This is a genomic window from Faecalibacterium sp. AF10-46, assembly GCF_003604105.1.
Classification (GTDB): domain Bacteria; phylum Bacillota; class Clostridia; order Oscillospirales; family Ruminococcaceae; genus Faecalibacterium; species Faecalibacterium taiwanense.
The window spans coordinates 1-21794 of the sequence record NZ_QVGY01000014.1 but is presented as its reverse complement, the minus strand read 5'-3'; the positions used below and the strand labels follow the sequence as shown (position 1 = coordinate 21794).

Annotated in this window: 27 protein-coding genes and 2 pseudogenes; 7 read left to right on the top strand and 22 right to left on the bottom strand. The window is 50.4% G+C overall.

All coding sequences use genetic code 11. From position 1 onward, the window contains the following. Positions 1-75: 75 nt before the first annotated feature. Positions 76-1746, bottom strand: a complete 1671-nt coding sequence (locus DWV57_RS13050) for a recombinase family protein (protein WP_055262334.1) — start codon at positions 1744-1746, stop codon at positions 76-78. Next, positions 1747-1944 (bottom strand): hypothetical protein, encoded by a 198-nt coding sequence (locus DWV57_RS13045; RefSeq protein WP_003533377.1) that lies wholly within the window; start codon positions 1942-1944, stop codon positions 1747-1749. Between DWV57_RS13045 and DWV57_RS14990 the strand changes: the two genes are divergently transcribed. After that, complete coding sequence (locus tag DWV57_RS14990) at positions 1918-2157, top strand: hypothetical protein (RefSeq protein ID WP_021682886.1); 240 nt, start codon at positions 1918-1920, stop codon at positions 2155-2157. The genes DWV57_RS13045 and DWV57_RS14990 overlap by 27 nt on opposite strands. A gap of 28 nt (positions 2158-2185) precedes the next feature. Here DWV57_RS14990 and DWV57_RS13035 read toward each other — a convergent pair whose 3' ends face one another. The 7 genes from DWV57_RS13035 to DWV57_RS13005 all read right to left on the bottom strand — a co-directional run bounded on the left by DWV57_RS13035 (position 2186) and on the right by DWV57_RS13005 (position 7322). Next, positions 2186-3523, bottom strand: a complete 1338-nt coding sequence (locus DWV57_RS13035) for a virulence-associated E family protein (protein WP_055149721.1) — start codon at positions 3521-3523, stop codon at positions 2186-2188. Further along, positions 3492-4136, bottom strand: coding sequence for a CHC2 zinc finger domain-containing protein (locus DWV57_RS13030; protein ID WP_055149723.1), 645 nt, complete (start codon positions 4134-4136; stop codon positions 3492-3494). The genes DWV57_RS13035 and DWV57_RS13030 overlap by 32 nt, the downstream gene beginning before the upstream one ends. Before the next feature lie 66 nt (positions 4137-4202). Next, complete coding sequence (gene mobQ, locus DWV57_RS13025) at positions 4203-5783, bottom strand: MobQ family relaxase (RefSeq protein ID WP_055149725.1); 1581 nt, start codon at positions 5781-5783, stop codon at positions 4203-4205. 184 nt (positions 5784-5967) lie between these two features. Continuing rightward, on the bottom strand, positions 5968-6189 hold the full coding sequence (locus DWV57_RS13020; protein ID WP_002596507.1) for a DUF4318 domain-containing protein: 222 nt from the start codon (positions 6187-6189) through the stop codon (positions 5968-5970). 317 nt (positions 6190-6506) lie between these two features. Then, positions 6507-6803, bottom strand: a complete 297-nt coding sequence (locus tag DWV57_RS13015) for a DUF3847 domain-containing protein (RefSeq protein ID WP_055149727.1) — start codon at positions 6801-6803, stop codon at positions 6507-6509. Continuing rightward, positions 6796-7137 (bottom strand): DeoR family transcriptional regulator, encoded by a 342-nt coding sequence (locus DWV57_RS13010; RefSeq protein ID WP_055149730.1) that lies wholly within the window; start codon positions 7135-7137, stop codon positions 6796-6798. Before DWV57_RS13010 ends, DWV57_RS13015 begins: the two co-directional genes overlap by 8 nt. Continuing rightward, entirely contained in the window at positions 7134-7322 is a 189-nt protein-coding gene (locus DWV57_RS13005) for a hypothetical protein (RefSeq protein ID WP_025544156.1), read from the bottom strand. Before DWV57_RS13005 ends, DWV57_RS13010 begins: the two co-directional genes overlap by 4 nt. Positions 7323-7805: 483 nt before the next feature. On the opposite strand from DWV57_RS13005, the gene DWV57_RS12995 reads away from it, so the two are divergent. Beyond that, positions 7806-8612, top strand: a complete 807-nt coding sequence (locus DWV57_RS12995) for a helix-turn-helix transcriptional regulator (RefSeq protein WP_002584331.1) — start codon at positions 7806-7808, stop codon at positions 8610-8612. A gap of 118 nt (positions 8613-8730) precedes the next feature. Here DWV57_RS12995 and DWV57_RS12990 read toward each other — a convergent pair whose 3' ends face one another. The 11 genes from DWV57_RS12990 to DWV57_RS12940 all read right to left on the bottom strand — a co-directional run bounded on the left by DWV57_RS12990 (position 8731) and on the right by DWV57_RS12940 (position 17567). Then, the gene (locus DWV57_RS12990) at positions 8731-9222 is read right to left on the bottom strand and encodes a hypothetical protein (protein ID WP_009266803.1); all 492 of its coding nucleotides are present in this window, start codon (positions 9220-9222) and stop codon (positions 8731-8733) included. A gap of 51 nt (positions 9223-9273) precedes the next feature. Then, positions 9274-9651: a TnpV protein gene (locus DWV57_RS12985; protein WP_002584333.1), complete on the bottom strand. Its 378-nt coding sequence runs from the start codon at positions 9649-9651 to the stop codon at positions 9274-9276. Next, the gene (locus DWV57_RS12980) at positions 9611-9973 is read right to left on the bottom strand and encodes a helix-turn-helix domain-containing protein (protein ID WP_007887891.1); all 363 of its coding nucleotides are present in this window, start codon (positions 9971-9973) and stop codon (positions 9611-9613) included. The genes DWV57_RS12985 and DWV57_RS12980 overlap by 41 nt, the downstream gene beginning before the upstream one ends. 64 nt (positions 9974-10037) lie before the next feature. Beyond that, complete coding sequence (locus tag DWV57_RS12975; protein WP_003500126.1) at positions 10038-10196, bottom strand: Maff2 family mobile element protein; 159 nt, start codon at positions 10194-10196, stop codon at positions 10038-10040. 89 nt (positions 10197-10285) lie between these two features. Then, positions 10286-12109 carry a VirD4-like conjugal transfer protein, CD1115 family gene (locus tag DWV57_RS12970; RefSeq protein WP_021425361.1) on the bottom strand — a complete coding sequence of 608 codons (1824 nt, stop codon included), beginning with the start codon at positions 12107-12109 and terminating at the stop codon, positions 10286-10288. After that, complete coding sequence (locus DWV57_RS12965; RefSeq protein WP_120021002.1) at positions 12106-12576, bottom strand: PcfB family protein; 471 nt, start codon at positions 12574-12576, stop codon at positions 12106-12108. The genes DWV57_RS12970 and DWV57_RS12965 overlap by 4 nt, the downstream gene beginning before the upstream one ends. Positions 12577-12667: 91 nt before the next feature. Then, the gene (locus DWV57_RS12960; protein ID WP_120021001.1) at positions 12668-13717 is read right to left on the bottom strand and encodes a hypothetical protein; all 1050 of its coding nucleotides are present in this window, start codon (positions 13715-13717) and stop codon (positions 12668-12670) included. 14 nt (positions 13718-13731) lie between these two features. Beyond that, a complete protein-coding gene (locus tag DWV57_RS12955; protein WP_003500154.1) occupies positions 13732-14445 on the bottom strand; it encodes an antirestriction protein ArdA in 714 nt (237 codons plus the stop codon). 4 nt (positions 14446-14449) lie between these two features. Beyond that, positions 14450-15535 carry a DNA cytosine methyltransferase gene (locus tag DWV57_RS12950; protein WP_120021000.1) on the bottom strand — a complete coding sequence of 362 codons (1086 nt, stop codon included), beginning with the start codon at positions 15533-15535 and terminating at the stop codon, positions 14450-14452. After that, complete coding sequence (locus DWV57_RS12945) at positions 15522-15878, bottom strand: hypothetical protein (protein ID WP_178105371.1); 357 nt, start codon at positions 15876-15878, stop codon at positions 15522-15524. Before DWV57_RS12945 ends, DWV57_RS12950 begins: the two co-directional genes overlap by 14 nt. A gap of 309 nt (positions 15879-16187) precedes the next feature. Beyond that, entirely contained in the window at positions 16188-17567 is a 1380-nt protein-coding gene (locus tag DWV57_RS12940; RefSeq protein WP_117854410.1) for a ParB/RepB/Spo0J family partition protein, read from the bottom strand. Between the two features lie 122 nt (positions 17568-17689). Here DWV57_RS12940 and DWV57_RS12935 point away from each other — a divergent pair, with 122 nt between their 5' ends. Further along, positions 17690-18250, top strand: coding sequence for a 3'-5' exonuclease (locus DWV57_RS12935; RefSeq protein WP_207666265.1), 561 nt, complete (start codon positions 17690-17692; stop codon positions 18248-18250). Between the two features lie 145 nt (positions 18251-18395). Here DWV57_RS12935 and DWV57_RS12930 read toward each other — a convergent pair whose 3' ends face one another. Next, positions 18396-18875 (bottom strand): flavodoxin, encoded by a 480-nt coding sequence (locus tag DWV57_RS12930; RefSeq protein WP_120020998.1) that lies wholly within the window; start codon positions 18873-18875, stop codon positions 18396-18398. A gap of 438 nt (positions 18876-19313) precedes the next feature. Here DWV57_RS12930 and DWV57_RS12925 point away from each other — a divergent pair, with 438 nt between their 5' ends. The 4 genes and pseudogenes from DWV57_RS12925 to DWV57_RS12910 all read left to right on the top strand — a co-directional run bounded on the left by DWV57_RS12925 (position 19314) and on the right by DWV57_RS12910 (position 21488). Continuing rightward, the gene (locus DWV57_RS12925; RefSeq protein WP_243112363.1) at positions 19314-20345 is read left to right on the top strand and encodes a hypothetical protein; all 1032 of its coding nucleotides are present in this window, start codon (positions 19314-19316) and stop codon (positions 20343-20345) included. A gap of 168 nt (positions 20346-20513) precedes the next feature. Beyond that, positions 20514-20891: a hypothetical protein gene (locus tag DWV57_RS12920; protein ID WP_207666264.1), complete on the top strand. Its 378-nt coding sequence runs from the start codon at positions 20514-20516 to the stop codon at positions 20889-20891. Next, positions 20834-21049 (top strand): annotated as a pseudogene (locus DWV57_RS12915) (ABC transporter ATP-binding protein); the annotation flags it as partial. The gene DWV57_RS12920 and the pseudogene DWV57_RS12915, both read left to right, overlap by 58 nt. Next, positions 21045-21488, top strand: coding sequence for a hypothetical protein (locus DWV57_RS12910; RefSeq protein ID WP_118528307.1), 444 nt, complete (start codon positions 21045-21047; stop codon positions 21486-21488). The pseudogene DWV57_RS12915 and the gene DWV57_RS12910, both read left to right, overlap by 5 nt. 105 nt (positions 21489-21593) lie before the next feature. On the opposite strand, the pseudogene DWV57_RS12905 reads toward DWV57_RS12910, so the two are convergent. Further along, positions 21594-21794 (bottom strand): annotated as a pseudogene (locus tag DWV57_RS12905) (hypothetical protein); the annotation flags it as partial.

Here is a 21794-nt window from a genome sequence, read left to right as displayed (position 1 = left end):
CTCTGCTCGATGGCGGGCGGCGGCGTACAAAAAATCTATATGGTGTTTTTTAGAGAACCGTCCCGGCGGGACAGGTCAGGCAGTGACCTGTTCCACCTCCGGGATGGGTTTGAGATTAAAATGAATTTCGATAGAAATGTGTCTTGTTTTATCTTCGTCAATGCGTTCATGCACGACGATTTCTTTGATTAAGCGGTTAAGGGTGGCTGCGTCCAGCTCTGTGATGTTGGCATATTCCTGAATGGCTTCCACCCATTGTTTTGCGTCATTGGCAAGCTGGACTTCATCAGACAGCCGCTTTCTGCCCTCGGACACTTTTGCTTTAAGCTCCGTCTGCTCGGTCTGTGTCTTTTCCAGCATGGTGTTGAAATTCTGCTCACTGATACGCCCTGCAATCATATCCTCATAAAGCCGCATGACCATTTTGTCCAGAACCTCAATCCGTTCCTCGTCCCTTGTAAGGGAGCGTTCCATTGCTTCCCGCTGTTCCCGCTGCTCTGCTTCACAGGTATTGGTCAGGCGGTCGGCAACCGCTTCCCCGTCCATCAGGGCAGCTCTGGCACATTCCCGGATTTTCCGCAGCACATGGCTGTAAAGGGTGTCATAGTCAATCCGGTGCTGGGTGCAGTGGTTCTTTCCAAAGGCGTTGTAGGTCTTGCAGGAATAAATCCGCTGGGGATGTTTTGCGTTTGTGTAGCGTACCGTCAGCGACTTCCCACACTCGCCGCATTTTAACAATCCGGCAAACAGGCTGATTTCATCGGTCTGCCCCGGACGCTGGCGGGATTTCAGCTTGTTCTGCACAATGTCAAAGCTCATGCGGTCAATCAGCGGTTCATGCTGTCCCTCCACCACAATCCAGTCCTCCGGCTTCTTTTCCCCAATTGTGCCGATTTTGAAACGGTAGTCTTTTTTCTGGGAAGCAATCGCACCGGTGTAGACGGGATTCATCAAAAGGTCTTTGATAACGGAGAAGTCCCACATATACCGCCCGTTTTCCGGGTCTTTCTTTTCCCATTTGGTTCGGGTGTTGCGAAGCCCCCGTTCCCGGTTCCACCATGTGGGGCAGGGGATTTTTTCTTCCTCCAGCCGTCTGCGGATATAGTTCGGACCATGACCGTTCAGGGCATATCCGAAAATCAGCCGCACAATCGGGGCGGTTTCCTCGTCAATGAGCAGATGGTTTTTGTCCTCCGGGTCTTTCCGATACCCAAACGGGGCAAGACACCCGGTAAACTGTCCTTTCTGCGCTTTCAGAAGATAAGAGGAATGGACTTTCTTGGAAATATCCTTGCTGTACATCTCATTCAGGATATTCTTGAACGGGGCGATGTCGTTGTTATCCCGCAGGGTGTCGATACCGTCATTCATGGCAATATAGCGGACACCGTTTCTTGGGAAAAAGTCCTCAATCAAATGCCCGGTTTGCAGATAGTTCCGCCCCAGTCGGCTGAGGTCTTTCGTGATGACAAGGTTGATTTGCCTGCGCTCAATAGCTCTCAACATCCTCTGTAAATCAGGACGCTCCATATTAAGACCTGTGAAGCCATCGTCCTGATAGACTGCCACAACCTCCCATCCCTGCTTTTCGCAGTATTTTTCCAGCATATCCCGCTGGTTGGCGATACTGGCACTTTCGCCTTGCAGGTCATCGTCCTTTGACAGCCTGCAATAGACCGCCGCACGATAGCCCCCGGCAAGTGCCGAACCGATTGTTCTGTATTCCATTTCGTTCATCATAGCCATTTACCCACACAATCCAGACGGTATCTGGCTCTTTTGAACCTCATCTTCATTATAGCCTATATCTTTCTTTTTAGCAAGATATTCTTTTGTATTTATTTTACCGTATTTCTGGGAAATCAGGCTGACGAACACATCGGTTGCGTCCAGTTCCCCGTCAAATACAGTGGTCACATGAATCTCTGTTTTGTTTTTTGCCATAGGCAGTTATCCTCCATACATGAAAATAGCCAGACAGAGGGTGTCGGCAACGAAGTCCGGCAACGGGCTTCAAAAGACCTTGCAAACAATCTCAATCTGGCGATGGTTACTATTTATACTTTTCTTTTATTTTTCTGTTGTTTTGGTTGTTATAAGGGAGAAAAGCCCGGAAATAAGGGGTTTTCCCCGGCAACCGGCTCGGCAACGGGATAGCAACAGGGGGTGCAACGGGCGGTCATTTTCAGAATGGAAGCTCCATCTGTTCTGTGACCTCCACAAAACCATCCATCGTTTTTTCAGACGGGTTGCCGGAGTCCGTTGCCGGGTTTTCACGCTCCCAGCCCTTTTGTCTGCCATATTCGGAAAACATTCTTGGGTTCGGGAAGTACCGCCAGCCGGTAATGCACTGGTTCATAATCTCGTTGATTTCCCGGATTTCCCATTGCTTCGGCTCGTCAAAGGTGTGGTTCAAGGCTTCCTTGTAAAGCTGCTTGGAACAGACCATGCTCCCGGTGTACTTATCAAGATACGCCTGTATCATTCCGGCTTTGGTGTCCTCCGGCATAAAATCCCGCTGGTGTTCTTTGAGATACCGCTGCATGGTGGGGCTGAAAGCCAGCTTGAACCTGCCGCTTCGGTAAATCTCCATAGCTTCTGCCCACATCTGCTCGATATAGGCTCTGGAAGCGGCTTCGTCCTCCAAAATGTGAACCTCCGCCTGCTCCGGGTACACCATGACCGGGATAAAACGGCGGTTGCCTGAACGGTCAAGGGGCAGGAAGTCAAGGGCATTGGAAGTGCCGCCAAACACGCACTGACGGGGGCGGTCTGCCGGGTGGGTTTCATAGGGTATCTTGTAAACCTCTTTCTGCCGGCTTAAAAACGACTTGATTTCCTCAATGCTCTTGGCGTTGGCGGTTGCCATCATTTCCGACATTTCGATAATCCAGTGACCTTGCAGCTTACGGTACACATTGTCATCGTCCAGCTTCCGCAAATCATCGGAGAACCACTCGTCCCGGACTGCCAGCAGACGGAAGAAGGTGGACTTGCCAGCCCCCTGACCGCCTACCAGGCAGAGCATGATTTCAAACTTGCACCCCGGCTGAAAGGCTCGTGAGATTGCACCCAGCAGGAACAGCTTCAATGCTTCATAGGTGTAATCGTCTGCGTCAGCCCCCAGAAAGTGCCGCAGGCAGAAACGGATTCGCTCTGTCCCGTCCCACACAAGGGTATTGAGATAGTCCCGGATGGGATGGTACTTGTTTTCATTTGCCACAATCCCGATGGCGTTATCAATCTTTTTCTCATTGGTAAGCCCGTAGGTTTCTTCCAGATAGAGAAGCAGATATTTCATGTCCGTATCGTTTAAGGCGGTGCTGTCCCTGTGGAAGCCGATGGGCTTTATGATGTCCTTGCGGTCGGTCAGGATGTTGTATGCGATAGCCCCGGAAAGCAGCGGGTCACGCTGGAATACGGTCAGGCAGTTCCGTATGCTCTGACGGACACCGCCTTTCTCGGTGGTTTCCAGCCCCGCCTTGATTTCCTCAATGCTCTGGGGCGGCTGCATGGCGTTCATGGTGTTTTTTAGTTCTTGCTGCGTCTGCGGCTGCAAGCTCTGCCATTCGCTGTTCAAGCTGTATCACATCCTTTCCGTATTCCGTAATCAAAGCCGCTTTTTCCTCTGTTTCCCCGAACAGCAGCACATCCAGCAGATATTCCACATGGTCTTGCTTCTGTAAGGCTTCCACAAACCGGGGATGAAAGACTTCCTCCGGGGAGTGCGGGGCATATTCCTTTCTCCACACTCGGAGTAGGTGGAGATAATCGGCAAGAATACGGAAGCAGCGGTTTTTTGCTTCCTGAAACTGTTCCTCCGGGGATTTCTGCCGGGGCTTGGGCTTTTTTGCTTTTCCCGGCGGTTTCCAGTCCTCATAGGAAAGCCCGAAGTCCTGTGCCAGTTGTACGGCGGCGTCTTTCTTTCCCAGCCCATACAGGGCGGCGGCAAAATCAATCACATCCCCATCCGCACCGCAGCCGAAGCAGTGGTAACGCCGATCCAGCTTCATGCTTGGGGTTTTATCATGATGGAACGGGCAGCAAGCCATCCCGTTCCGCCCTACATGGATTCCATAATGCTCCGCAGCCTGTCTGGTTGTGACGGACTGCTTCACAGCTTCAAATACATTCAAATCTATCCCTCCTTGAAAAAAGAAAAAAACACCTGACATTCTCTGATTGAAAATGGCAAGTGCCTGTTAAAGTTCCATATCCTGTTGTCTGTGTTTCGCCTGTGCCGGGGCGGTTCTTTGTGCTTTTTTCTCGTCAGTCTTATCCTGCAAGATTTCTTTGATAGGCTGTTTCTTGGGCGGCTCTTTACTTTCCTCTGTGCCGGGTGTGGCTTTCCGTACCCAGTAGCGGATGTCCCGCAGCTTCTTCAAATCCTCCTGTACCTCGGTCAGCGGTACTTTCAGCTCTGCGATTTCGCTAAGAAGCATTTCCTGCTCCTCTTGCAGCTCCTTTTGGGTACTGTCCTTATCGTCCGGGTGCTTGGCAAGATAGGCGGCGGCTTTCGCATACCGGGCAACCTCTGGGTGTTCCTGTTTGAATTTCTCCTTTGTTTTCTTAAAAAATATCTTCTGGTACTTCTCATAGACAGGCTTACATTCCTTGCAGTCTGTCCGGCTGGCAAGAATCCCGTCAATCACTTTGCTGCGGGCTTCCTTTGGCTTCATCTGATTGCGGTAATCTGCGGCTGATTTCCCGGAAGATTCCAGAAATGCTTCTAAGTCCTCCACAGTGGAAAGCCCCTTTTGCCGGAGATAGGATAGGGCTTCGCTGACTGCCTTTAAGTCCTGTGAAGTCCCCCGGTTCTGTCCAGCCCTTGTCCAGTCCTTCCGTTCTTCCTTTCGTATCTCCATATACTTCATCAGCAGATTGGGAAGAAGTGTTGCTTCCTCCGCCGCCTTTTGTGCAAGCAGCTCTTTCCGTTTTTCGCCCAGCTCGGTAATCCAGCCTTTGAGGTTTTGGATAAGCTGCCGGATGGACTTCATCAGATTGTTGGCAGCTCTGATTTCCCGGTTCAGGTTGCCGATATTCGTCTGGATACCTCGCTTTTCCATCTGCCGGACAGCAGCTCCCTCATGGACAGTAGGGACTATATCAAGCCCCTGTCTGGCATAGGAACGCAAGTCCACACGCTCCGGGCGGTCATTGGCTTCCAGATAGCGGTTCTGGATGACCTCCCATTCATGCCGCCAGATTTCACAATACTTCTGGTTGTTCCAGTCCACCGTATCTTCCTTGTGGCTTTTCAACCTGCCGGATGGCAGTTTTATCCGTTCCCCGTTCTCATCAAGGTCATAAACCTTGCGGCTTTTGGGAAGCCATTTCCCATGTTCGTCCATTGCCCGCATGGTCAGCAGGACATGGGCGTGGGGATTATGTCCCGGCGGATGGGGGTCATGGATAGCAAAATCAGCAATCATGCCTTTGGAAACAAACTGCTTCTGGCAAAACTCCCGGACAAGGACAGCGTACTGGTCGGGCGGTATTTCTCTGGGGATGGTAAGCACCCACCGCCTTGCAAGCTGAGAGTTCCATTGCTTCTCCACCGCTTCGGCGGCGTTCCATAAGGTATTGCGGTCTGCATATTCCTGTGGGGCATTTGCCGGGAGCAGGATTTCATTGTGGACGATACCACGCTTTTCTGGGTAGTGCTTCACTTGCTGGTCGTATTCACAGAACAGCTTTTCGCCACTCTGGTAAGCAGCGGCGGCAACCGCAGACTGCCGCTGGCTGCGCTGAACAATCGTGATTTCGTTGTGCGGACAGGGCATTTCGTGTCCCTCCTTTCGGTAATTGGTGGATGGGTGGGCGTTTTACCACCTCATTTTGGGCAGAAAAAAAGCAGGAGACCTTTTTCAGATTTCCTGCTCGGTGTGCCGCTGTGTAAACGGCGGGTATTTAGTTGTGAAAGTTCGGGACAAGTTGACCCGATGTGTGTAGAATAACAAACTGGATTTATTTTTCTTTACATTTTATGCCGTAATTTCCCCTACTACCATTTTCGTAGCCCCTATATATTTCATATCTTTTTCCATTTATCTCCACTTCGTCATCGTTAATAAATGTATAAGACTTACCATTTTCTTCACAATACTTTGAAATTGCTTCCATAGTTTTTGCAAGAGTTGGGTAATTGGCACTATCCTCATAAGGAACCCAAAAAGCTTTTTTAAACATATAAAATACCTCCTTCTAATTTGTTAAGTAATCCACGAATTTTCAAAGCGTTATAAAATAATAGTATCATACAGCTTCGCAAAAATCCACTTATAACTTCAAACTTGTCGGCTGGGAACAGCTTGCAACGCAAGGTGTCCCCAGATGGCAAGTCCACAAAAGGGTAGCTGGTGGTAGCCAGCGCAGGGGAAGCGTAGCGTCCCCTGTATGATTTGGAGCAGACCATGACTGCGGAAAATCACAGCCCTCCGGCGAGGAGCCTTCGGAGAACGCAATGCACCAACCTCTGGGTGGTGTATAATTGCGCCCTTAGTAAACTAAGGGGTTTCCGGCTTCTCCCGTTCCAGCAGCTTTTTCAATAGTTCCTGCGTGTCCTGCCTGTGAAAAATGAGTTTCAACAACAGCATGACATCATCATCTGTCAGGAGTTCCGGCTCTTGCAGAAAACTTTCCAGCATACCGCCACGAGTGCAGAGCCGGTGCGTCCGTTCCTTTCGGGTAAGCTGCTTCAACTGGTGCTGCAATGCCTTTTCATCATTGATGGCTTTCCGCAGTTTCTTTTCGCTTTTCTCCAGTTCCCGGTTGAGTTTTTCCAGCTTTGAGGTATCAGGCAAGGGCAGCGTCCTCCTTTCCCGGTATCAGCACATAAATTCTATTCGGTTCTCCCACGCCCTGACGCACCCGCATGATAAGTCCGGCGGTTTCCAGTTCATTCAGAGAACGCTTGACCGTCATGGGACTGCGGGACAGGACTGCGGCAATGGCTGTGACAGGGAAGCAGACAAACAGGATTCCGTTCTCGTCCTCCTGCCCTTTGGATAGTATAGCGTCCAGCATCCGGCAGTACATGACCTTTGCGGTGCTGCTGACTGGAAATCCTGTCAACGCTCTGGGAAAGGGCATACAGGGCGGCAATGGTGTGTCTATCGTCATAAATTCAAAATTCATTCGGTGTGTTCCTCCTTTTTCTTTGCTCGTTTGGATAAATAACGGGGGCAGTCAACCACAACCGCCCGGAAGCTCTGCTTGCACCCATGCTGGCATTTCCGGCATAATTCGTTGTAAGTGACACGCCCCCGGTCATTAAGGTAAAAGGAAAGCTCATGCTTCCTCTTTTTGCTCATTCTCGGCATATTGCACTTCCTCCCGTTTTAGTGTATGGTTTCGGGGCGATTTTCGGCAAAATTACAGCCATAGAGCCGCCTAAAATCTCCCGAAGTATCAGCGATAGGGTAGACTATCCCCCTATCAGATTGTCGTGTTTCGGTATCATTTCGGTATCAGTTCGCCAGTTCTCCCCGGTGTCGTTCCTCCCCTGAATCTCACAGCGGCGTATCGCTCCCTTTGGTACGCTCGTTTCGGTCAGGGTTCCTCCATATCCCTGCCAAAAGTCATGGCGCTACATCGCCGGGGAAGCATATCCCACACAGGCTGGTCATTCGATTGGAATAATCCATCGATGAACTACCTGTATCATAGAACATTTTTGTGCCCTGTGCCGTATGTCCACAAAGTAGGAATTAAGGGTAAAAATCAGAAATTTCCACGATTGCGGAAAGTATGATATAATCCAGTTAAGCGGCAGTAATGAAACCGCCGGAAAGGAGCGTGCGCCCATGAAAGGAGCGACAAGCATACAGGAACGCCTTTGGGAACTCCGCAAGGACAAAGGCTTAAATCTGGAAGAATTATCAGAGCTGACGGGCATTTCCAAATCAGCTCTTGGCAGTTATGAAAAAGAGGATTATAAGGAAATCAATCATGGCAACCTTATCACGCTGGCAGACTTCTATGGGGTTTCCGTTGATTATCTGCTGTGCCGGACAGAGAACCGGGAGCAGATCAACACGCCACTAACAGAGCTGCATTTGAATGATGAGATGGTGGCACTTCTGAAAGGCGGTCGGATTAACAACCGTCTGCTCTGTGAGCTTGCCACTCATAAGGACTTTATCAAGTTTCTTGCGGACATTGAGATTTATGTAGATGGGATTGCCACCATGCAGATTCAAAACCTCAACGCCCTTGTCGATACTGTCCGGCATGAAATCATTGAACGGTATCGCCCCGGCGAAGACGACCCGCATTTGAAAGTGCTGCAAGCCGCCCATATCAGCGATGATGAATATTTCAGCCACATGGTTCTTGATGACCTCAATCTCATTATCCGGGATATTCGGGAAGCCCACAAAAAGGACAGCGAGAGTGCGCCCCAGACCACCGTTGCCGATGAATTGAAAGAAAATTTGGAAGCGGTTGAAAATTTCAAGGGCAGTCGGGATGAAAAGCTGGTTGTCCTTTACTGCAAGCAGCTCGGCATCAACTATAAAAATCTGTCAGACGAAGAATTTCGCTGGCTCATTCGGATTCTACAAAAATCAAAGAAAACAGGAACTCCTATCAGTCAAAGGAAAAAACGGTAAAGAAAAACCGCTGTTGCATGGTTGTGTTTGCTTCCATGTAGCAGCGGTTGGTGCTATACTTATTCAGTTAAAATTTCAAAGCGATAAAGTGGAATTTATCTTAGAAATTACAGCAATGTTATTTTGATAAACTTTCAAGAATTGAAATATCATGCTTATCTTTATCTCTTAATTCATAACCTGAGTGGAAAACTCTTTGGCCTTTTAAGGATATACAAGGAATTGTTTTTCCTTCAAAAAAAGCACTACCAAAGTAATCTTTTTCAAACTCATACCAGCCACCCTCTAAATCAGCTTGTTTTGAAGTTCCGTCCTCATTTAAAACGAACGGGTGAATGTCTAAGTAACCAAGTTCATCACTATATAACTCTATTCTAACCGGTTTCCAGTCTGTATCAATTTTATAGCCCAGATTCAAAAGCACATTTAACAATTTTTCCGTATGTTGAGCATCAAAATTTATATCTATATCTCTATGAATTCTTGTTTGTTTACCAGCTAAAATATCTACACCCCATCCGCCATCCAACCAGTATGTAATTCCAGTATTTTCGAATAATTCTATTACTTTCATTAAATCTTCTTTTGTTGTTATTTCTTTTCTACCCATACAAAGTCTCCTTTACAACTTCTAATTTGTAATAATCATTCTACCATACCGTTATGAATAAATCATCTCATGTAAAACAATTTCTTCTGCCCGGTTGTGAATGTTATTGCAACGCTGCACCCATTCCATTTGACGGGTACGCTTCAATTCCTCGGTCACGCCCTCGGCAGCTTTCATCTGCTCCATGATGGTGTCTAACCGTTTCTGTGCCTGTTCGTTCAGGTCTGCAAGATATGTCCACAATTCCCCGGTCAGGGTCAATGTGTGTAATCTGGCTGGGCAGACTTCTCTTAAATATTCCCGGTGCATCCGTCCGTACTTTCCGATGGGGCGGTGTTCCTCCGGCAACTTCAAGTCCGGGATGTAGTAATCTCCAACAAGGATATAATCAATTCCGTTTTCTTTTATTCTTGGTTTCAATTCGCTCATGTTCCTTACCTCCTGTGGAAGCAGGCTCGTCTGGTACTAACTCAATCACATCGGTAATCTCACAATTCAGCGTTTCGCAGATACGGGCTAATGTATCCATGCTGATGTGCTTTCCCTCTTTGCTCATGTTGGCAATCATATTTGTTGTCATACCAGCAGCAAGCCTTAAATCCTCTTTTCTCATATCACGCTCTAACAGTGTGTGCCAGAGTGGTTTATAGCTGATGTGCATATTGTTTTCCTGCCTTTCTATCCATACCACCGGAGCGGCTGCCCCGGCAGGCACTTTTCTCTTATTATAGCACCAATCTTGTGAAATCACAATTTATTCTTGTAGCCTGCCGCTGATACCGTCTGGATTGGCTTTTCCTTTCTTTTTGTTCCCTTTAATTAGCCATGAACTGCTTAATGCCCTGGCTTTTTGCCGCAGGGTTGTCCGACCCGTAACCTTCCAGAAGGTTGATGACGCCCCATACCGCCAGACCGGCGCCAAGAGCCATGACCAGAATTTTGAGAATGTCGATTGCCTGATTGAAAAATTCCATATACGTTCCTCCATTTTGTTTGTTTGATGATTTTGGGTACAAAAAAAGCCGCCCACATCGGCGGCGCTTCGGGTCAACATGGCCCGAAGTTACACAAACTCGTCGCTGTCCAGATCATCGAAATTCAACAGGTCAGCTTCTTCGTCCGTGTCGGAGCCGTCCACTTCGTACACCGTGTATTCGTCCTCCGGCTTTAGTCTCAATGGCCGGTGGCGGAACAGGCTTTCCAAGCGGAAGGCGTTTTTCTTTTTATCAAATTCGGCTGTGTACTTGTAATTCGGGTGCTTTTTCAAGTCATACTTCGGAGACAGGAAGGGCGGGAGCCCCCGAAGCTGCAAGATACATTTATCCCCGGGCATGGTGGTGATCTCGCTGGTGGTCATCAGCTCCCGGCCAAGCCGCTGCATATTCTGGCTGTAACTTTCAGACTGCCCACGGCTTCGGCCCTCAGTCTGCATAGAGATGGTGGCCTTGCCCAGCCAGTTTTCCGAAATATCCTTTAGGGTGGAAGCCTCCCGGCCTCCGAGGAATACGATACTGTCCATGTTGCCCATGATGGTTTCGGAATGGTCTTTGTACAATGCCTTGCACTGGCTCATTGCCTGATAAAAAAGCGTCAGGCTGATCTCACGGGAGCGGATGACGGCCACGATCTTTTCCAGCCCCGGCACCTGTCCGGTGTTGGCTGCCTCGTCCCACAGCACCCGCACATGGTAGGGCAGACGCCCGCCATAGGTGTTATCAGCCCGTTCACACAGAAGGTTGAACATCTGCGAAAAAGCGAGGGCAACCAAAAAGTTGTAGGTGGTGTCCGTGTCGCTGATAAGAAAGAACAGCGCTGATTTTTCATCCCCCAGCTTATCCAGCTCCAGTTCGTCATAAGACATGATCTCCCGAAGTTGGGGAATATCAAAGGGAGCCAGTCTTGCACCGCAGGAAATCAAAATGCTTTTGGCTGTCTTGCCGCTGGCGAGCTTGTATTTCTTATACTGCCTCACGGCGAAGTGCTGGGGGCTGCGGCGTTCCAACCCGTCAAACATATAGTCCACCGCATTTTTGAAGGTTTCGTCATCCTCCCGGACTTCCATGCTGTTTATCATTTCCACCAGCGTATTCATGTTGCGTTCTTCCTCCGGCCCCTCAAAGACGATGTAGGCCACAAGGGCGCAGTACAAGAGGGTTTCAGCTTTAGTCCAGAACTCGTCGCCCTCCTTGCCGTCGCCTTTGGTGTTGGCAATCAGGGCGGTAACAAATTTCAAAACATCGCTTTCTGTCTTGATATAGGCCAGCGGATTGTAGTGCATGGATTTTGAAAAGTCGATACTGTTGAACACCCGCACCCTGTATTTCTCCCGTTGCAGAAACCGCCCGCACTGGTCGAGGGTGCCGCCCTTCGGGTCTACCACCACATACGAGGAATGGGCTTGAAGGAGCTGCGGGGTCAACCAGAACCTTGTCTTTCCCGAGCCGGACGAGCCGATGACACAGGCGTTTAGGTTCCGGGCATTGGCAGGTATCTTCGGACGGGTGTTCATGGTAAGGAACTCCGTCCCGGTCAGAATGACATTGTTCTGAAATTTAGGGTCTACAAACGGCTTTATATCCTCCTTTGTTCCAAAGCGGGCGGTGCCGTATTCCGCATCCCGCCGGAATTTTTTCGCCTGCCTGATCTTTGACTGTATCAGCAGATACACCCCAGCCGCACCGGCAAGGCCCACCAGCAGGTCAATACCGCCAAGCCCCGGCCAGTAGGTTTCAAAGGCTTTGGGGAAGGTATCGAGCATCCCCATGAGCTTTGTCCCGAAGTCTGTGCCGGGGGCGATCCGGTAGGCCGTCCCGATTTTGGAGAAAAACCAGAACACAAAGAGGTACGGCAGGTTTGGGAGCACATATTTTCTGATCTTGTCACTCAACGTCCGTCCTTCACCGCCTCTCTGGTCCGCTGCTTTTCCTTTGCCTGCGTCCTGATCTGCTCCGTGAATTTCCGAAGCTGGCCGAGGATGGAAGGCTTGTCCTGCTCTTTGTTCAGCACCTTTGCGCTGTACTTCTGGAAGGCCGCCGTGATGGCGTCCGCCTGATTGGCTTTGAAGAACAGCAGGTAATGGCCGGGGCTCACTTTATGGAAAGCGTAGTCCACATGGAACTCCTTCGCGATCCGGTCAAAATCCTTTGGAGCTCCCACATAGGGCATGGCACTTTTGCCGCCATAGTGGTTCATCAGCTTTTTCACGCTCTGGCGTCCCTGCGGGGTCAGCGCCTTCCGGTGGTGCTTTTGCAGCGCCCGAACCACCTTGCCAAGAGCGGCAGCCAGCACTTTTCCCGTGAGCTTCGTTGTCCTGATCGAAAGGGCAACCGTTTTTTGGTTTACTTCTTCCTGCATAAAACCTCCTTTCCGTCGGGGTTCCCGCTATCCGGGAGGCCCCCGTACAATCTCGGGGAACAGAAAACCTCGGGCCAATGTGGCCCGAGGCTTACCGCTCGGCATCTCTGCCGGACGGAGCTTTCTTTTCCGGCTCCGTCTGGACTTTTTCGCCCTGTTCCCGCATGGTCTGCAAGATAGAGGGCTTCTTTTGAAGCTGGGAGGGCTTTTCGCCGGACAGCGGCTTGATACATTCCAGACGGTCAGCCGCCCGGATGGCGTTGTCCGTGAGCTGCCTCTGCCATGCGCCTACACTGGGAGCCCAGCGGAAACCGCTGCTTTTCAGCTCGGCCCGAGTGTCCGCGTCAGGCTTTCCATCAAAAAACACCTGCAAGCGGTTGTCCTCCCGGTTCATCTCCACACGGCCCCCGTCGAACTCCCAGCCGGAAAACTCCCGCTGTGCCTGTTTGGAAAGCTGTTCGATACGGGCCTTTACCCGGCGGATCTCCGCATTGTTGTTGGTAAGCTGGTAGCTTTCAAAGGGCCTCGGGTCGCTTCGCCAACTTGACGCCATGCTTGCTTTCAGCTTTTCGATCTGGTCCGGCGACAGCAGCGCACAGCCGTCCAGCTTGCCATGCTTGCGGTAATAGGCGTTGACCTCCTTCATAATGAGCTGGGAGCGTTCCAGCCCGTCCAGCTTCTTCTGGAGCTTTTCAATCGCTGCCGGGTCATCGGCGCTGATCCCGCCCATGCCGGTGCTGCGTATCTTATCCAGCAGCCCTTGAATATGCCGCCATTCCTCCATGTTGCTGTCCCGCGCCCGGTTCTGTTTTTCCTTCTTTCCCACCGGGAAATTGGAAGGCCCGGCGATCAGCACAGAGGGAACCCTCGCGTCAATGGCAAAGCCTTGGTTCATGTTTTCGGCCAGCTTGCGGGCGTAGGTGTCTAACAGATGGTCGATCTTCTCATGGTACATGGGGTCCACCCGGGATTTCTGCTTTACCGCTATGGCGGCGGCCTTGTCCACCATTGCCCGGTATTCCGCCGTTGCGCTCCCTCCCTTGTAGTCGGAAAAGCTGTTCATTTCTTTTGCCCGGCGGGCGGCTCCTTCATTGATAGGGTAATAGTTGATGGTATGCACCTCCTTTATGCTTCGGGCCATGCTGGCCCGAAGTCTTACCGTTCTTCATGGGAAGGCCCCGCCTTGTCCTTTTTCGGAGCGGGTGGGGCTTCTTGAAACCGTTTGAGTGTAGCGAGAATGGAGTGGACAGGCTCGGCCTTTTCAGGATAAGCAAATATCCGGTGTTCCGGCGGAATGTCCTGCGGCCCGTGGTAATACTCCTTGAAGCCCTCCGGGACTGCCGACACATACCCACCGGGAGCGAATACGCCGCCCTCGTTGATACGCACATCCCGCCCGTATGCCTCATAATCGAAGTAGTTCTGAATGTGCTCCGGTATGTCGATAGTCCCAAGCTCGTCGGCGTAAAGACGGCCCAGCCCTTCATCATCGGAAATATCCGGGTAAAAGCGGTAAAGGTCAAGGTTCTGCGTCAGGTTTATCAAATCCTTCACGCTCCTTGTGTGGTTTCCCAAGACAAGAGCGGCTTCAAAGGTTTCCAGTCCGCCCTTATCCCGTACTTCCAGCAGGGCATGGCCCAGCTCGTTCAGCTCGTCGATGTTCTCACATTCGTAGAGATAATCGTAGAGTCCCAGCACATCACTGTCAAAGCTGGTAAAGAACACTTCGCTGTACCGTTTCCCGTCTATCCCGATTTTGGCAAGGGCGGCCTGCAACTCCTGTGTCGTCATGGGGAAATGTACCGTTGTCCCTACCTCGATCCCCATTAAGGGGTATAGGGCTGTATTGGTTATATAGGCTTCAAACATGGGCTCATTCCTCCTTTCCGGACCGGTCAGCCAGCACCTCATAAATCCCGGCCATAATGTAATCGGCGCAAGGGAGGGCAATCGCGTTTCCCAGTGCCTTGTAGCGTTGCAGAGGCCGGATCTCCACGCCGTCCGCCCCGTACTTTGTCCAGCCCTCTGGCAGCCCCATCAGCCGTTCGCTTTCCGTTTCCGTCAGAAAACGGATGCAGCCGCCCTCCGGGTCGCCCTCATACCAGAAGGCAAAGGGCGTTACATCACTGGCTAAAAGAGTGGGAAAAGGGTCAGTTGGTAATCCGAAGCTGTTTCGGAAGGCCGTTTCTTCCTGCCTTTTTGCCGCTCCCCGCATACGGAAGCACTGAAAGGGGTGGATGACTGGTATCTGCCGCCCTGTTTCAAAAGAAGCTGTTCGATCTCCTTCGGCGGCGGCCCACCCGCCCTCTCCGCAAGGCGGAGGAAGTGGGAGCATTGGACGGGGCTTAAATAGTATGTCTGCGGCACGTCTGCCTCCAAAATCCGCCACGACGAAAATCCGCTGCCTTCGTGCCAGCCTTCGGGAGCCTGCCCAATACTGGGCGTCCATGAGCCGCCAGCACACATCAGGCGTTCCCCCTCGCACCATTCCGGCGTTTCCCCATCTTCCCGAAGGAGGCATTGGAACTTCGGTGTCCGAGAAGGCGGATAGGACGGCTCTAAAGTCCATCCGGTCATTTGTAGAAAACGCTCCCATGACGTTTTCCCAAACAGCGATAGCTGGATATAGGTTATCAGTAGCATCCCTCATTTCCTGTATGATACGAAACGCCTGATAGAACAGGCTTGATTTTGCCCCGGCAAGGCCGGAGCGGTTGCCGATCAGAGAAAGGTTCTGACAGGGAGAGCCGAAGGTTATCACATGGACCGGCGGGATTTTCCCGCCGTCCACCTTCGTAATATCTCCCAAATGCGCCATATCGGGAAAGTGCCTTTTGGTTATGGAGATGGGCGCTTTTTCAATCTCGCTGGCCCATACCGGACGGATACCGCACCGGGAAGCAGCCAGAGGGAACACGCCGATCCCGTCAAAAAGGCTCCCCAGCTTAATGTCCGGCATAGCCCGGGGTGCCGTGTCCCTTCACGGCAAGCACCCCTTCCAGCGTTGTCGCCGCAATGCCCAGCCGCCCGGCAACCGCAATATCGTTTTTTACATCCTCGTCCACAACGCTGCCGCAGACGATCAGGGTATGGGAGCGCCGCAGCATATCCCGGCGCATATCAATCCCGGCCTTGTGTTCCTCGGGAACGCTGTCATTCAAAAACAGCGGCAGATACAAGAGCGGGCAGATTGGGGAAAAGCCCGCCTCATAAGCAAGGCGGCAGTAGTGGGCCGCCAGCTCCATATCAACATCCGGCTCGCCGCTCCATGCGGCGGTCAGGTACGCTAAAGGTCGTTTCATTGGTTGAGCCTCCATTTCTGTTTTGGTTTAGGGAAAAGCAAGGTATCGCCCAACCCCTCCGCCCCTTCCCCCGGGAAGGGGAACGGCTCTGGAGAATTTATATCCCCGTCGCTTGACCGGGAAAAAGCATAACCGGGAGAAATCCGTCAAGGGTGCCTCTGGCACCGCCTGCGGCGGCGCTGCCCTTGACTGATTTTCCCGGCTATGCTACGGAATAACTGGCGACGGGGAATGATTTATATCTCCAGAGCTTCGGGGCGCGGGGCAGAGCACCGCAATCCTCGGGCCATGTTGACCCGAAGTTTCGGCTTACTTTTCCTGTTCGTTTTTCTTCTCCGGCTTTTCGTGTTCCTTCTGCTGGCCCTTCCAGTCGTCCAGCAGCTTGATAATCTGGTCCTTCATTTCCCTCGGCGTAGTTTCCTTGCCGAAATACTTGCTCAGTTCCGCACCTGTCAAAATCACTTTGTCTACCTCCTTTTTGTCCTCCATCATAATGCCGTCGATCACATCCCCGTTGAGCAGCTTCTTTTCGTCCAGCTCACGCATACGCTTTGCCTGCGCCTGTGAAGGCGAGGACTGCTGGCTGTCAATGGCGACGGCGATATAGTTCTGGTTCTTCTTGCCGATATAGGAAAGCTCCACCGCCGTAGTAAAGCCCAGCTTTTTTTCATCCATCAGCTTCATCAGGTCGGGAACCAGCTCATTGAGCCGGATATACCGCTGCACCTGCTTGACCGCCATCTTATTGCGCTCGGCTACAATTTCGTTGGAGCGTTTTCCTGCGTCCTTCGGGTCAATCTGGCCCGAAGTGCGGGAGCCCTGGTGCTTGATGGCCTCAAGCTGCATTTTCAAGGCTTTGGCCCGCTCACTGGGGAGGATTTCTTCACGCTGGTTGAGATTGTCCTCGACCATCTGCGTGATGGCTTCATCGTCCGTCAGATTGCGAACAATACAGGGCATATCCGCATATCCGGCAAGCTCGCTGGCCTTCTGGCGGCGGTGGCCGGACACGATCTCATAGCCGCCATCCTCACGGGGACGGACGATAGCAGGCTGGGTAACGCCCTTGTCCTTGACGCTGGACACCATAGCCCGCATTTCGTCATCGTCTCGGACTTCAAAGGGATGGTTCTTGAAGGCGTGGAGCTCGTTCAGCTTGATATAGACGATCTGCTCCTTGCCCCGGCGTGGTGCATCCTTCGGCTTCTCGGGTCCCTTCGGAGCGGAAGCGGCCTGTACCGTTGGAGCTGCTTTTTTCTCCGGTTCCTTTTTGACCGCCTTTTCCGGTTTCTGTGCGGGGGCTTTGGGCTTCGGGGCTGCGGCCTTGTCCTTATCTGCTTTCGGGGGACGGCCCCGGCGCTTTGGCTGTTCCGGCTCTTTGGGTTTTTCCTCCGCTTTCTTCGGAGCCTCCGGCTGCTTTTCCGGTTTTTCCGTTTTTGCCGGGTCAGGCTTTTCCACGCCGGGAGCTGCCGCCCGTTCCTCGGCTTTCTTTTCCTTCATAATTTCAGTGAAGTTATAGACGGAAACCTGCGGGTTCTTTACCTCCGGTTCCGTCTTTTTTTCCGGCTCCGGGGAAACGGAAACCTTCTCCGGCTCTTTTGGGGGAGTAGGCGGTGTTTCTTTGCCCGGTCCGGTATCCGTTACCGGCTGTTCCGGCGTTTTTGTGGTTTTATCATCTGCCATAAGCATTTACCTCCTGTTTTTTGGCATGAAAAAAGGGGCTCAACTTTTCAGTCAAGCCCCCGTGGGAAGTTCCTCCTTTCTCCGCCATGATACAAAAATACCGCCCGTAGTCTCATTTGGGCGGTACTTTGTGTAAGATTGGCAGTCCATTATTAAGTTTTTTATTATGTTCCCTTTGTACACCGTTGCAACCTCAAAAATATAGAAAAGCACTCGCGCTGTGCCAAAGTATATTTTCGAATTCGTTCGATGATTTTTGCAATGCAGAGGATAAGATAAAAGAACTTGCGGGACTGGTGTACGCACAAAAGGAAACAAAAGTAGCTTTGAATAATCTTCATTCAGTGATAAGTGATCCGCATCAGTTGAAAAATTACGTTCCGGCACGTGAAAACGAACTTAATATTATGACATTGCACAAATCAAAAGGATTGGAATTTAATATTGTTTTTCATATGGATATGTATAAATGGATAATTCCTAACGAGTTTGGCGATGAGTCGTCGGTTCAACAAGATTTGAATTTGCATTATGTAGGACTGACAAGAGCAAAAGATGCCTGCTATATTATGAATGGCACCGCGCGTTTTAGAAATAAGAAAAATGATTATATTTTTGCAGAGCCATCTTTATTTCTTAGTAAACCAGGACTTGCGGAAAGAAGAAAGGATGTCCGGTGGGAAATGTGATATTATGAACAAAACTGTATGAAGGCTATGCTATAAGTATGACGTATAATTTACATGATGGGGAAGAAAACAACGACCTCATAGTTGAGAGGATTCGTAAATCTTCTCGGCTATGAGGGCGTTTCATTCTGTAGGAATGTGAGAGTTATAGGCTGAGGGTTTCTACCCATGCAGACAAATCTGCCTTGCTGGAATAGGAGTTGAACACCTTACCATGCAGTAACTTTGCACCAGTGTAGCTCGGCGCAAGTTTTTCATTGGTTTTGCCCATGCCGCTGCCGCCGGAGGTGGCAAAGGGGATGATGGTCTTACCTTTTAAGTTGTAGCTTTCCAGAAATGTATTGATGATGGTGGGAGCAACATACCACCAGATAGGAAAGCCGACAAAGATGGTGTCATACTCGTCCATGTTATCACGTTTGGCGGCGATGGCAGGGCGAGAGTTCGGATTGCTCATTTCGATGGTGCTGCGGGATTTCTTGTCCATCCAGTTCAGATCGGCCTTGGTATAAGGAACTTCTGGCTGAATCTCAAAAATGTCTGCACTGATGGCATCTGCCAGATTTTCAGCAACTTTTGCGGTGACACCGCTGGCAGAAAAGTAAGCGACAAGTCTTTTACTCATGATAATGCACTCCCCCTTGACAATTTTGTATAAGATAAGTATAGCACGACAGGAAAGTAGCATCAAGCGGTTGCCCATGATATAACATCAATAGAAATGTAATAACATGAACAATTTCAAAGAGTGGAATTTTCAAGCTGTGATGCGCTTTTTCTGCTAGTCTTAACTCTAATTTTGTATCTTAACTTAAAAAGAGTTATAATGCAGAAGAAAAGTTAAGATGATCGAGAATAGCCGATGGATTCTGATTGTGGAACGGGCAGCGTTGTCCATAATATAACATCAACGACAATGTTATATTATGGACAACTGTTCGTAAAAATTTAAGGATTTTGAGGGAGTTGCACAGCTTGATATGAGAAGCGATTTATGGTAAGATGAAAGTACAGTAAGAGTTTATACGCTCTTGTTGAATCTACTGCGAGGAAGTGAATGCCGATGGAAAAGCAGAACACGGTAGAAAATCAGCTGGCCCACACGATAACTCAGACGGAGTTTGATTCGGACTATGATAAGACTGCTAAAAAGCTGCTGGCGAACGAGCAGATCCTGGCGCAGATTATGAAGGGCTGCGTAGATGAATACAGTGAATGTTCCGTAGATGAAATTGCTGAAAAGTATATCGAGGGAACTCCAGAGGTTGGCACGGTTGGTGTTCACGTTGATGATACAAATAGACCTCCGAAGGCTCCCGAAATAATAACTGGAAGCAATAATGAGGATTCTACGCTGACTGAGGGAACGGTGCGTTATGACGTTCGCTTTGATGCGATTGCTCCAACGGCAGCGAATGATGCAGCACAGCAGGATGTGATTCGTCTTATTATCAATGTGGAAGCGCAGACTGCTTTTAATCCGGGATACCCACTGACAAAACGTGCAATCTATTATTGCAGCAGAATGATTTCTGCACAGCACGGGCCGATATTCAAAAAGTCTGAGTATGGAAAAATCCGAAAAGTGTATTCTATATGGGTTTGTACAAAACCGTCCGATGAATTTCAGAATACGCTTACGCGGTATTCGATTCGGCCAGAACAGTTGATTGGAAACGCTGCCGAGAAATCAGAAAATTATGATCTGATGAGCGTGGTAACGATTTGTCTGGGAAAACCTGATACAGAAAACTATACAGGCATTTTGAAGTTTCTGGATGTGCTGCTTTCTTCGTCAAGAGCAGCTACGGAGAAAAAGAAAATTCTCGAAGAAGAGTTTGGCGTTGCAATGAGCGAAGAACTGGAAAGAGAGGTGCTTATTATGTGCAATCTTAGTCAAGGTGTCAAGGCCGAAGGTAGAGAAGAAGGTATCGGTATCGGCAGAGAAGAAGGCATTGGTATCGGTGAGATGCGGATGTTGATTAAGCAGGTGAGAAAAGGCCGCGTGACGGTTGAAGAAGCTGCTGAGGATGCTGAAATGACGGTCGAAGAATTTAAGAAAGTAATGGAAAACACCCCGTTGCAGGCCGTATAAAGCAAAAATTGTATAGAGTATAGAGATAAGCCCTACAAGGCTCAAATTGGTTCAAAAACCGATTGAAAGCCTTGCAGGGCTTATTTTTTTTTTCGCTTTTTTCAAATTTATTTGTGAAAAAAGTTGTCCAAGACTTGACATCGGGCGGCAAAGAGTGAATACCGGAATTTGTGGATCGACGCTGCGACTCCGCTGGTAGGCGAGGACAATGCGGAATCGGCTACGGATATGCTGCTGGGAATGTGCATGGCAGAGCCGTATGGCGAGGAGGCTGTTGAAAAATATGCAGCAGATCCGGACAGCACGGCGTTCAACTGCTATTTTCTGGGCGGCGTGGAAAAATTCGTGATGAGTGGCGACACCATCACCGGTCTGGATGCGCAAGGACAGGAAGTGTTTGCACACACCTACCAGAAACTGGATGTGGACAATGAAAACAGATTCCTCTTCTACCAGAGCGAGGATGCGGATTCCGGGGAGTTTATTACGGCTGGATGGCAGTGTTGTTTGCAGTGCTGTCTTACCTTATTTACATTGCAGCGCTGATGTGCTCCCACCTGTCGGCGTTCCGGGTGGCGACCAATCTGCGGCTGGCGGTGTCGGAGCATTTGGCGGTGCTGCCGCTGGGCTTTGCCGAAACTTTTGGCAGTGGTAAGCTGCGCAAGATCATCCATGAGAGCACCGGAGCCGCCGAGACCTATGTTTAACAGAAAGAGCAGCTATGCGCTGAACAAGAAAGACCCCAACGCTATCGTTTACATGGATGCCAACGAAGCCATCATCCGCCTGACCCGCGAGGACTTTGCCCGCGAGGAAGAATTTCTGAAATGGAAGTCCCTGTCGGATGCAGACTACGAACACTATCTTATGGGCGAGATTGACCTGAACACCTACAAGGCGGAAAAGGCCGCGTGTAACGAGCTGCTGCTGAAAACAAAAAACGCCTATGCCGCAGTATTGGCACAGGCGAAACAGAAGCAGGACGAACAGGCACGGCAGGACAGCCGCAAGGAAGCGTCCAAGGCGATTTTCGATGCGGACACGCTGACCACCGAGCTGGCCGAGCTGTTGATCGACCGGGTGCTGGTATATCCCGATAAGCGCATCGAGATCGCATACAAAATCCAGGACATTTTTGATTGAGGTGGCAGTCATGAAAATCGCTTTCTATTGCAGAGTGGACGGACAGGGCTTTGGCTTTGTCCTCCCCGATGAAGCTGACAAGCTCCGCGAGTTTTTCGCCGAGCATCAGGATACTGCCTTGTCGTAGGCCGCAGCCGAAACTTCATCGATCAACGCTTCCATGTCGTTGACCTTGAGGGTCAGCTTGTCCAGCTTGTTCTGCTGGGCGGCAAGCTGCTTCTTTTGCTTGGCAAGGATGAAATCCTGCTTTTCCAAATATTTGCGGTTGCCATACTCCGCTTCTTCCTCCAATTCCAGACCATGCCG